Origin of the sequence: Micromonospora solifontis, assembly GCF_003725545.1 — a bacterium.
Lineage (GTDB): Bacteria > Actinomycetota > Actinomycetes > Mycobacteriales > Micromonosporaceae > Micromonospora > Micromonospora solifontis.
Window position 1 is genome coordinate 1 of record NZ_RJLN01000124.1, and the last position, 11,267, is coordinate 11,267.

At 77.0% G+C, this 11,267-nt stretch carries 9 protein-coding genes and 1 pseudogene; 5 read left to right on the forward strand and 5 right to left on the reverse strand.

The genetic code is table 11. The annotated features are described in order from the left end of the window. Window positions 1–1,493, reverse strand: a 1,493-nt coding sequence (locus tag EFE23_RS25805) for a winged helix-turn-helix domain-containing protein (RefSeq protein ID WP_148058532.1), incomplete at its 3' end; no start/stop codon positions are given. A gap of 938 nt (window positions 1,494–2,431) precedes the next feature. Between EFE23_RS25805 and EFE23_RS25810 the strand changes: the two genes are divergently transcribed. From EFE23_RS25810 to serS, 5 genes are all read left to right on the forward strand, one after another. After that, complete coding sequence (locus EFE23_RS25810; protein WP_199737238.1) at window positions 2,432–2,866, forward strand: hypothetical protein; 435 nt, start codon at window positions 2,432–2,434, stop codon at window positions 2,864–2,866. Further along, window positions 2,863–4,011: an alcohol dehydrogenase catalytic domain-containing protein gene (locus EFE23_RS25815; protein ID WP_123243496.1), complete on the forward strand. Its 1,149-nt coding sequence runs from the start codon at window positions 2,863–2,865 to the stop codon at window positions 4,009–4,011. The genes EFE23_RS25810 and EFE23_RS25815 overlap by 4 nt, the downstream gene beginning before the upstream one ends. A gap of 31 nt (window positions 4,012–4,042) precedes the next feature. Next, window positions 4,043–5,230 (forward strand): saccharopine dehydrogenase family protein, encoded by a 1,188-nt coding sequence (locus EFE23_RS25820; protein ID WP_123243497.1) that lies wholly within the window; start codon window positions 4,043–4,045, stop codon window positions 5,228–5,230. A 47-nt stretch (window positions 5,231–5,277) separates the two neighbouring features. Beyond that, the gene (locus EFE23_RS25825; RefSeq protein ID WP_123243502.1) at window positions 5,278–6,357 is read left to right on the forward strand and encodes a DNA polymerase III subunit beta family protein; all 1,080 of its coding nucleotides are present in this window, start codon (window positions 5,278–5,280) and stop codon (window positions 6,355–6,357) included. Between the two features lie 116 nt (window positions 6,358–6,473). Further along, window positions 6,474–7,760 carry a serine--tRNA ligase gene (serS, locus tag EFE23_RS25830; RefSeq protein WP_123243498.1) on the forward strand — a complete coding sequence of 429 codons (1,287 nt, stop codon included), beginning with the start codon at window positions 6,474–6,476 and terminating at the stop codon, window positions 7,758–7,760. Here serS and EFE23_RS25835 read toward each other — a convergent pair. The 4 genes and pseudogenes from EFE23_RS25835 to EFE23_RS25850 all read right to left on the reverse strand — a co-directional run. After that, window positions 7,744–8,628 (reverse strand): cytochrome c biogenesis CcdA family protein, encoded by an 885-nt coding sequence (locus EFE23_RS25835; RefSeq protein ID WP_123243499.1) that lies wholly within the window; start codon window positions 8,626–8,628, stop codon window positions 7,744–7,746. The two genes, serS and EFE23_RS25835, sit on opposite strands and share 17 nt — an antisense overlap. Then, window positions 8,625–9,185 carry a redoxin domain-containing protein gene (locus EFE23_RS25840; RefSeq protein WP_123243500.1) on the reverse strand — a complete coding sequence of 187 codons (561 nt, stop codon included), beginning with the start codon at window positions 9,183–9,185 and terminating at the stop codon, window positions 8,625–8,627. The genes EFE23_RS25835 and EFE23_RS25840 overlap by 4 nt, the downstream gene beginning before the upstream one ends. A 23-nt stretch (window positions 9,186–9,208) precedes the next feature. Then, a complete protein-coding gene (locus EFE23_RS25845; protein ID WP_123243501.1) occupies window positions 9,209–10,675 on the reverse strand; it encodes an NADH-quinone oxidoreductase subunit NuoF family protein in 1,467 nt (488 codons plus the stop codon). Continuing rightward, a pseudogene (locus EFE23_RS25850) lies at window positions 10,672–11,267 on the reverse strand (hypothetical protein); the annotation flags it as partial. The gene EFE23_RS25845 and the pseudogene EFE23_RS25850, both read right to left, overlap by 4 nt.

An 11,267-nucleotide genomic window follows, 5' to 3' on the forward strand; every position in this document is an offset into this window, starting at 1 on the left:
GTGGCGAGCAGCCGGACCGCCGCCCGGCGCACCTCGTCGTGGTCGCCGGTGAGCCGGGCCAGGGTGAGTTCCACCGCGGTGGCCAGCCGGCGGAACCGGTCCCGGCGCGGCGCGGGCAGGTCGCGGCCGGCGGCGACGGCGTCCCGCAGGTGCCCGGCCGCCGCGTCCACGTCGCCCGCGTACGCCCGCTCGGCGGCGCAGGCCAGCGCGAGTTCCGGATCCCGGCGGACCGCCTCGGCGGGCGGCGCGGCCGGGGGCGGCCCGGCCGGCACGTCCCGCTGGTACGGCACCAGCTCCGGCCAGCGCGCGATGAGCAGCTCGGTGGCCCGGTTCCACTCGCCCCCGGCGAGCGCGTGCCGCAGCGCCTCCGCGGGCCGGCCGTTGCCCGCGTACCAGCCGGCCGCCCGCAGGTGCAGGTCCCGCAGCTCGTCGGCGGGAAGCCGGCCCAGCTCGTCGCGGAGCAGGTCGGCCAGCAGCGGGTGGCACCGGTACCAGGGCGGGCTGTCGCCGTCCTGCTCGAGGAAGCCGCCCACGCGGGCCAGATCGGCGAGCAGCTGGCCGGCGTCGGCACGTCCGGTCACCGCCTCGGCCAGGTCGGCGCAGACCGCCGCCGCCACGGCGCTGCGCCGCAGCACGTCCCGGGCACCCGGCTCCAGCGGGCCGAGCACCTCGTCCCGCAGGTAGCCGGCGACGTCCGGCTGGTCGCCGCCGAACCGCTCGACCGCCCGCGCCGGGTCGGCCTGCGCCCGCAGGGCCAGCGCGGCGAAGCGCAGCCCGGCGGCCCAGCCACCGGTACGCTCCCGCAGCCGGTGCACCGCCGTCGCGGGCACCGGGACAGCATGCGCCACCAGCAGGTCGGCCACCTCGTCGTCGGTGAAGGCCAGCTCCGCCGGACCGATCTCGGTCAGCTCCCCGGCCAGCCGCCACCGGTGCAGCGCCAACGCCGGCTCGGCCCGCGCCCCGGCCACCAGCCGCAGCCGCCCCTCGGCGTGCCGGAGCAGGAACTCCAGGCCGGCCAACTGCCCCGGATCGCCGATCCGGTGCAGGTCGTCCAGGACCAGCAGCACCGGCCGTTCGCGCGCGGCGAGCGCGGCGGCGAGCAGCTCGAGTTGGTCCGGCCGGGGCGGTACGTCCGGCACCGGCGGCTCGCCCCGGCCGTCCGGCCCGCCCGCCACGACAGACCGCAGCGCCGCCGCCAGGTACGCCCAGAACCGCTCCCGGGTGTCCCCGTCCTCCACCGACACCCAGGCCGGCGGCGGCTCGGCCCGGCTGGCCCGCGCCCAGGAGGCGAGCAGGGTGGTCTTGCCCCAGCCGGCCGGCGCGGAGACCAGCGTCACCGGCCCGGCCGCCCCCTGGTCCAGCCGGTCCAACAACCGCGGCCGGACCAGCACCGGCTCGGGCGGCGCCGGCGCGGCCAACCGCGACGCGAGCAGCGGGATCTCCTCGGCCCCGCCCCGGTACGCGCGGGCGGCCCCAGCCGACCCGGTCCCCACGGCAGCCTCGACCTCGGCAGCCTCGACCTCGGCAGTCCCGACCGGCGCGCCCCCGGCCGGCGGTACTACCCCGGCCGCCGGCACGACCCCGGCCGCCGACACGGCCCCGGCCACCGGCGTGACCTCGGACGCCGGCACCGCCCCGGCCCCTGGCGCCACCCCGGCCGACGGCACAGCCCCGGCCACCGGCGTGACCTCGGACGCGGGCACAGCCCCTGCCCCTGGCGCCACCCCGGCCGCCGACACGGCCCCGGCCGCCGGCGTGACCTCGGACGCGGGCACCGCCCCTGCCCCTGGCGCCACCCCGGCCGACGGCACAGCCCCGGCCGCCGGCGTGACCTCGGACGCTGGCACAGCCCCTGCCCCTGGCGCCACCCCGGCCGACGGCACAGCCCCGGCCGCCGGCGTGACCTCGGACGCTGGCACCGCCCCGGCCGACGGCGTGACCCCGGCCGAGGGCACGGCCCCGGCCGAGGGCACGGCCCCGGCCGACCGCGCAGTCGTTACGTCGTCCGGCGCCTCGGCCACCTCGACGCGGTCAGCCTGTTCCGGCATGCGGCCCTCCCCCGTCGCGTCCACTCGCCCGGTGCGGGCAGCCGGTTACCCGACGCGGACGGTTTCACCCCTTCGGGGCGAACCCCCGTCACCCCGCGCCACCGCATCCTGGAGACACCGGATGGACGCTCCGCCGGCTCGCGGCAGGCTCGAGTGCGAGCCTTCCGCGGCGCCTGCCCGTGGCCACTGATTCACGGAAATAGTGGCTATCTCACGCCGCGTGGCCACTATTTCCGTGAATTAGCGCGGGCGGCGGCCCGGGGGCGGGCGCGGCCCGGGCGCGGGCCCGGGGGCGGGCGCGGGCGCGGGGGCGGGACCACGCAGGGGCGGAGGCGCGGGCGTGGGGGTGGGTGCGGTGACGAGGGGAGGGGCAGGTGGCACGGATGGGACGGCTGACCGCTGCCGGCATCGCCCTCGCGGCGGCCGGCGCGACCGCCACGGGTGTCGTCGTACACCGGCGGGAGCGCTCACCCCGCGCGGCCGGGAGTGACCCGCGGCCCGGCCGCTGGCAGGTGGTGACGGTGGCCGGCCGGCCCGAGGAGGTGCTGCCCCTCGGCCGCTGGCCGGAGCCGTTGCGCCGGCTGGACGGGGCGGTGGAGCTGCACGCCCGCCCGGCGCCCGGCGGCCGCGGCACGGAACTGGCCGCCCGGCCGCTCGGCGGCGACCCCGGCTTCCCCGGGCTGGGCGCCCATCTGGTCGGCGACGATCCCGGCCGGTTCCTCCGGCAGGCGCTGCGGGAGGCCAAGCAGCTCGCCGAGACCGGCGAGGTGCTCCGGGCGGACCGGTCCCGGCTCGACCGGCCGGCGGCGTCCGGATGAGGGCGCTCTGCTGGGAGGGCGCCGACGAGCTGGCCGTCCGCCAGGTGCCCGATCCTGAGCTGCGCAACGCGCAGGACATGATCGTCCGGGTCCGCCAGAGCGTCACCTGTGGCGCCGACCTGCCGCTGCTGGCCGGGCGGAGCCCGTACCTGGTCGCCGGGGACGTGCTCGGGCACGAGTTCCTCGGCGAGGTGGTCGAGGTCGGGCCCGAGGTGCGCCGGCACCGGGTCGCCGACCGGGTGGTGGTCTGCGCCGCGGTGTCCTGCGGCGCCTGCTGGTACTGCCGGCAGGGCCTCTTCGCGTGCTGCGACAACGGCACCGCCGGTGGCCCGGAGGCCGAGTCGGCCTGGGGCCAGCCCGTCGGCGGCTGCTACGGCCACCCGGCGCGGACGGGTGGCTTCGCCGGCAGCCACGCCGAGTACGTCCGGGTGCCGTACGCGGACGTCGGCGCGTTCACCGTGCCAGAGGCGGTCAGCGACGACCGGGCGGTGTTCGCCTCGGACGCCGCGCCGACCGGCTGGCTCGGCGCCGAGCTGGGCGAGGTGGGCCCCGGTGACGTGGTGGCGGTCTGGGGTGCCGGGGCGGTCGGCCAGCTCACCGCCGGGGCGGCGCTGGCCCGCGGCGCGGACCGGGTGGTGGTGATCGACGACCACGACGACCGGCTGCGGATGGTCGAGCGGCACGTCGGGGCGGAGCCGCTGAACTACCGGTACGTGGACGTCGCCGCCGAGCTGCGGGAGCGCAGCGGCGGCCGGGGACCCGACGTGTGCGTGGAGGCGGTCGGCATGGCGGCCGGGCCACCGGGGCTGCTCGGCCGCCTCGGCGGCGGGGCGGAGCGGCCGTTGGCGTTGCGCGAGGCGGTGCACGCCTGTCGCAAGGGCGGCACCGTGGTGGTGCTGGGCACCTGGACCGGGAGTGTCGACGCGTTCCCCCTGGGCGCGGTGATGAACAAGGGGCTGACCGTGCGCAGCGCCCGGCAGCACGGGCAGCGCTGGATCCCGACGCTGCTGGACCGGATGGCCCGCGACGAGCTGCGTACCGAACACCTGGCCACCCACCGGCTGCCGCTGGAGCGGGCCGCCGACGGGTACGCGTTGTTCCGCGACCGGACCGACGGCTGCGTCCGGGCGGTCTTCACCCCGTGATCCGCGCGGCCGCGGGTGGCACACTCGGCGGATGCGCGACGACCGCCCGTACGACCTCGTCCTCTTCGGCGCCACCGGGTTCACCGGCGGCCTCACCGCCGAGTACCTGGCCCGGCACGCCCCGGACGGGTTGCGCTGGGCGCTCGCCGGGCGCAATCCCGGCAAGCTGGCCGGGGTGCGCGACCGGCTCGCCGCGATCGACCCGGAGCTGGCCGGGCTGCCGCTGCTCACCGCCGATGTGACCGACCCGGCGTCGCTGCGCGCGGTGGCGGAGAGCGCCCGGGTGGTCGCCAGCACCGTCGGGCCGTACATCCACCACGGGGAGCCGCTGGTCGCGGCGTGTGCCGCCGCCGGCACCGACTACCTGGACATCACGGGTGAGCCGGAGTTCGTCGACCTGATGTACGTGCGGCACCACGCCGAGGCGGTACGCACCGGGGCCCGGCTGGTGCACGCCTGCGGCTTCGACTCGGTCCCGCACGACCTGGGCGCCTGGTTCACCGTCAAGCAGCTCCCGGCCGACGGGCCGGTCGCGGTGGACGGCTACGTCCGGGCAGGCGGCCGGTTCTCCGCCGGCACGTACCATTCGGCGCTCACCGCCTTCTCCCGTACCGGCGAGATGCGCCGGGCGGCGCAGGCCCGCAGGGCGGTCGAGCCGCGGCCGGAGGGCCGCCGGGTGCGGGCCGTACCGGGAAAGGTGGGCCGGGTGCAGGAGTTCGGCCTGTGGGCGGTGCCGCTGCCCACCATCGACCCGCAGGTGGTCCGCCGCTCGGCGGCCGCCCGCCCGGAGTACGGCCCGGACTTCCGCTACCGCCACTTCGCCGCGGTGAAGCGGCTGCCCACCGTGGTGGCCGCCGGGGTCGGCATGGCCGGCCTGGTCGGGCTGGTGAAGCTGCCGCCCACCCGGCGCTGGCTGCTCGGCCGGCTCTCCTCCGGACAGGGCCCGAGCGCCGAGCAGCGCGCGAAGTCCTGGTTCCGGGTCCGGTTCGTCGGGACCGCCGGCGGGACAACGGTGCGTACCGAGGTGGCCGGCGGTGACCCCGGGTACGACGAGACGGCCAAGATGCTCGCCGAGTCCGCGCTCTGCCTGGCCTTCGACGATCTGCCGCCGACCGCCGGTCAGGTGACCACGGCGGCGGCCATGGGCGATGCCCTGCTGGACCGGCTGGTCCGGGCCGGGATCACCTTCCGGGTGCTCGACGGGGGTGCGGGCGCTTGACCCTCGACCGGGTTGAGGGCCCAGCATCCGACGTCGTGGAGAGCGAACTGCGCAGCATCGGCGAGCTGGCCCGGGCCAGCGGGCTGACGGTCAGCGCGCTGCGGTTCTACGACCGCTCCGGCGTGCTGGTGCCGGCCCTGGTCGACCCGGCGACCGGCTACCGCTGGTACGCCGACGACCAGGTCGGCCCGGCCCGGCTGGTCGCCGGGCTGCGCCGGGTCGGCATGCCGCTGGCCGGCATCGCCGAGGCGCTGCGGCACCGGCACGAGCCGGCAATGGTGCACCGGCTGCTGGACGCGCACCTGCGCCGGCTGGAGGACGGCCTCGCCGACGCCCGGCGTGAACTCTCCCGGATCCGCGCCCTGCTCGACCCGGAGGAGATCCCCATGGCCACCCGACTGGTGCTGTCCCGTACCGACCTGGCCGCCGCCGTGGACGCCGTCCGGTTCGCCGTCGGCACCGACCCCGACCTGCCGGTGCTGGCCGGCGTGCTGCTGGAGGTGGAGCCGGACGGCGTACGGCTGGTCGCCACCGACCGGCACCGGCTGGCGGTGGCCCGGGCGGGCGGGAGGGTCGACGGCCCGTCGGTGCGGGCGCTGCTGCCGGTGGACGCGGTCGACGAGTTGCGCGCGCTGCTCGACACCGGCGTGGGCATCACCCCGGAGGCCCATCTCGCGGTCGCCCCGGACCGGGTGGAGGCCTCGGTCGCCGGGCGCCCGGTGGTGGCCGCCGCGCTGCCGTACGACTTCCCGGACTACCGCCGGCTGCTGCACGGGCGGATCGACGGCGCGCCCGCGTACCGGATCCCGGTGGACGTGGCCGCGCTGCGCGGCGCGCTCACCGCCGACGGCGCTCCGGTCCTGCGGCGGGAGTATGACGGGACGAGCCACGAGGTGACCGTGCTCGGCCTGGACGACCGGGGCGGGTTGCGCCTGGTCGGGCCGGACGAGGCGGCGCACCCGGACGCGGTGCGGGTGGGGGTGAACCGGGAGTACCTGCTCGACGCCCTGGACGCCGGGGACCGGGGGCAGTTGGTGCTGGAGCTGGACGGGCCGATCGCCCCGCTGGCGCTGCGCCGCCCGGACGACGCGGACGCCTTCTCGATCCTCATGCCGGTCCGCCTCTGACCCGCCCGGCGTGCTCGGTGGGGGCGGCCTCTCCGGGCCGTCCCGGGCGGGCGGGGCCGCGACGGTAGCATCTGGGGGTCCCACCTGACTGCCTGGACGGAGGCGTACGGAGCAGCATGCTCGACATGGAGTTGATCCGGAAGGATCGCGAGGCGGTGGCGACCGCGCTGGCGAAGCGTCTGGATCCCGCCGAGGTCAACCGGGCGCTGGACGAGATCCAGCGGCTCGACCAGGAACGTCGCGCCCTGATCACGGAGATCGACGCCGAGCGGCAGCGCCGCAAGGCGGAGGCGCGGGCGTACGCGGAGGCGAAGCGGTCCGGCGGCACGCCGCAGCCGGTCGCCCCGGAGGCCGAGCGCAAGCAGCTCGCCGAGCTGGAGTCCCAGCTGGACGAGGTGCAGTCCCGGCTCCGCGCCACCATGAGCGAGCTGCCGAACCTGCCCGCCGACGACGTGGTCGCCGGGGGTAAGGAGGCCAACCGGGTCGTCCGGACCTTCGGTGAGCCGCCGGCCATCGAGAAGGTCCGCGACCACGTGGAGCTGAGCCGCGCGCTCGGCCTGGTCGACCACGAGCGGGGCGTCAAGCTCGGCGGCTCGGGCTTCTGGATGTACACCGGGATGGGCGCCCGGCTGGAGTGGGCGCTGGTCAACTGGCTGATCGAGCAGAACATCCAGGCCGGCTACGAGTTCCTGCTCCCGCCGCACCTGCTGCTGGACAGCGCCGGCTTCGCCGCCGGGCAGTTCCCGAAGTTCCACGACGACGTCTACCACATCGACAAGCAGTCGGCCGCGCGCGGCCAGTTCCTGCTGCCCACCGCGGAGACGGCGATCCTCGGGGCGTTCCAGGACGAGATCCTGGAGACCGGAAAGCTGCCGCTGAAGGCGTTCGCCTACACCCCGTGCTACCGCCGTGAGGCGGCCGGCTCGCACTCGGACGAGCGGGGCACGGTGCGCGGCCACCAGTTCAACAAGGTGGAGATCTTCCAGTTCACCCTGCCGGAGCAGGCGGACGCCGCGCTCGAGTCGATGGTCGCCCACGTGGAGGGCCTGGTCGGCAAGCTGGGCCTGCACTTCCAGACCAGCCTGCTGGCGGCCGGCGACGCCAGCGCCGCGATGCGCAAGACCCTCGACGTCGAGGTGTGGATGCCGAGCACCGGCAAGTACAAGGAGGTGTCGTCGGTCTCCTGGGGCGGCGACTACCAGGCCCGGCGGGCGGCCATCCGCTACCGGGAGCCGGGTGGCAAGCAGACCCGTTTCGTGCACACCCTGAACGGGTCGGCGCTGGCCACCAGCCGGCTCTTCCCGGCCATCCTGGAGCAGTTCCAGCAGCCCGACGGCTCGGTGCTGGTGCCGGAGGTGCTCCGCGACAAGCTGGGCGCCGAGCGGCTCACCCCGGTCCGCTGATCGGCTGACGCGCAACCACGGCGGGGGTCGGCGGAGCCGGCCCCCGCCGCCGTCGGCGCAGTCCGGCCAGCACCAGCAGGGCCGCCAGCGCCGCCGCGAGCAGCGCCGGACCGGCCGCGTCCAGCGCGGCGACCAGGAACCGCTGCACGCGGGCCGCGGCCAGCACCACCGGGTCGCCGAAGGCGTCGTGGTGGCCCTGGGCGAGGCGCACCTCGTACCAGCCGTACCAGGCGACGTAGCCGCCGGCGACCAGCAGCACCAGGCCGCTCAGCCGGGGCACCCACGCGCCGGCGCCGCGCAGCCGGGCCACCACCCGGCCGCGCAGCAGCGCCACACCGAGCGCGGCCACCGCGACCACCAGGGCCATGCCCGTCGCGTACGCCCCGAACAGCGCCAGCCCGCGCAGCGGCGAGCCGGCCCGCAGGCTGGTCACCACGATCGCGAGGAACGGGGCGATCGAGCAGCTCAGCGAGGTCAGCGCGTACGCCATGCCGAACAGCGCCATGGACGGCAGCGAGCGGGTCAGCCGGGGGGCCCGGGCGAAGGGGCGCGGGGTGGGCAGCCGGCGGCCGGCGAGCAGCCAGCAGCCGGCCACCGCCAGCAGCCCGCCGAGGACCACCGTGGACCACGGCAGGCGGGGGCGCAGCCAGTCCGCGACGGGCGCGACGGCCAGCCCGAAGGCGCCGAAAACCACCACGTACCCGAGGGTGAGCCCGGCCGTCGCGGTGAGCGCCCGGCCCACCGCGCCGCGACCGCCGGTGGGGCCGGCGACCAGCAGCGACAGGTACGCCGGCAGCATCGCGAAGCCGCACGGGTTGACCGCGCCGAGCATGCCCGCGGTGAGCGCGAGCAGCAGCGCGCCGGTCATCCCCGGGCCAGCGCTTCCACCTGCCGGGTCAGCGACTCCCCGTCGAGGAAGCCCTGGTGCACCACCCGGCCATCCCGGTCGATGATCAGGAAGGTGCTCTGCTCGACCACCTCGAACCGCCGCCACAGCGTGCCCGCGCGGTCGTCCAGTTGCGGGGTGCCGGCCAGGTCGAACTCGGTGACGAAGTCCTTCATGGCCGGCTGCTCACCGAGCCCGGCGACCCCGACGATGGGCATGGTGTCCCGGTACTTCGGGGCGATCTCGGCGACGGTCCAGGCCTGGCTGGCGCAGGTGGCGCACCAGGGCGCCCAGAACCAGAGCACCACCGGCCGCCCGGCCAGGGCGGCGGCGGAGAACTCCGTACCGTCGAGGGTCCGGGCGGTGAACCGTAGGGTCTCCGGCACCCGGGCCGGCGATACCGGTACGGCGGTGGTCACGGCCCCCGGCGAGGCGGCGGCGACGGCTTCGACCGGGGTCGCGCGCTCCGGGCCGACCGCGCACGCGGCCGGCGCGAGCAGCGCGACGGCCAGGGTGGCGGCCACGGTGGTACGACGCATCCGCGCGTCTCCTCTCGGTCGGGTCACTCGGCCTTGACCAGCCGGAGCGCGAGTTCCGGGCAGACCTTGACCGCCTTGAGCGCGCCCTCGCGCAGCCAGGTGGGCACCGGGGTGGGCGGGAAGGCCGGGTAGCCGTTGCCGTCGAGCCGGATGAAGTCCGGCACCACGTGGGCGCAGAGCCCGTGCCCGTCGCAGCGGGACCAGTCGAGGGTGAGCTTCTGCGGGTTGGCGTCGGGCGCCCCGGGCAGCCCCATCACCCCCTTCACCCGCTTGCCGCAGCCCTCGCCGGTGGTGTGCAGCCGCAGGTCCTCGGCGAACACCTCCATGGCGGAGAGGGCGAAGCGGGTGGTGCCGTCCGGGTGGCTGCACGCGCCGCGCCCCTTCACGTCGCCGGCCGCGGCCCGGACCACCTCGATCGGGGCGCTGCCGGAGACCGCGAGGTCGACGGCGCGGGCCAGGTCGGGCAGACCCATCTTGCACGGGCCGCACTGCCCGGCGGACTCGCCGGCCAGGTAGCGGACCACCTGGGCGGCCTCGCCGAGCGGGCAGGTGTCCCGGCCGAGCGGCACGATGATGCCGGCGCCCAGGGTGCCGCCGACGGCGGCCAGCCCCTTGCGGGAGATCTCCGCGCGGTCCGCCGCCTCCGGGGTGATCCACTTGCCGTGGTAGCCGCCCATCAGGATGCCCGGCCCGTCGGGCACCTCGCAGAGTTCGAGGATCTCCCGCAGCGGGGTGCCGGCGGCGCACTCCACCACGGCGGGGCGCTTCGCCGCCCCGGTGACGGTGAGCAGCACCGTGCCCGGCTCGTCGTCGGTGCCGAGCGCGGCGTACTCGTACGGGCCGAGCCGGGCGGCGACCGCGAGCTGGGCGTAGGTCTCGGCGTTGGAGAGCAGGGTGGGCAGCCCGTTCACGCCCGAGTCGCTGGACCGCTTCTTGGTGCCGGGCGGGATGTGCGGCAGGCCGTTGATGCCGTTGACCAGCGCCCCGCCCTCGCCGGAGATGAACCGGTGCGGCACGGTGACGATGGTGGTCGGCACCGGCATCCGCCGTTCCTGCAACGCCTCGGTGAGCGACGGCCGGCCGATGTCGTCGTCGGCCACCCCGATCACGATCTCCTCGGCGTCCAGCGCGTACGCGGCGAGGGCCGCGCCGTCGAGGATGAGGTGCGGGGCCCGGGTGAGCAGCACCTTGTCCTTCCAGCTCGCCGGCTCGCCCTCGGTGGCGTTGACCACCACCACGGCGGTGCGGTCCTGCCGTTCGCAGGACTCCAGCACCGCGCGCAGCTTGCGGGCGAACGGGAAGCCCGCGCCGCCCTTGCCCTTGAGGTCGATCGCCTCGGCGAGCCGGAGCAGCGCGGCGGGCTCCATCGGCCCGATCGGGCCGTGCACCCGCTCGTGGGCCATCAGGTCGAGCCGGCCGAACTCGGCGAAGCCGGCGGTGAGCCGGGGCTCGCCGACGCAGGCGACGGGCGGCACCGCCGTCCGCATCATTTGGCCTCACCCCGCAGCCCGGCCCAGTACGCCCCGTCGACCGCGTCCGCGCTGGCCCGCCGCCGACGGCTGGACCGGCTCTCCCCGGAGGCGCGCAGCGCCCGGCGGGAGGCCAGGTCGACCAGGGTCGGGGTGTCGTCGACGAAGACCTCCTCGGGGGCGTAGCGGGCCGGCGGGCGCCAGTAGTCCGGCTCCTCCGGCACGTCCTCCTCGACGCTGTGCCGCCCGCCGCCGCTGCGCGGCTCGGCCGAGATCGGGCTGCCGGACACCGGGCCGCCCGAGATCGGGCCGGCCGAGACCGGCTCGCCGGAGACCGGCCGGCCCGCCCACCGGCGGGGGCTGTCCCACGGCTCCTCCGGCTCGTCCCGGCGTCGTGGCGGGGCCGAGTAGCGGGTGGCGTCCGGCGGGGTGGAGTACCGCGTACCGGAGTCGGGCGGGGCGGAGTGGCGGCCGCCGGAGTCCGGCACGGCCGAGTAGCGGGCGGCGTCCTCTTCGGACCGGGACCGCCGGCCGACCCGTTCCTCCTCGTCCCGGTAGCGGCGGGCGGGACGCTCGTCGGCACGGCGGCGGGCCGCCGGCGCACGCTCCTCGC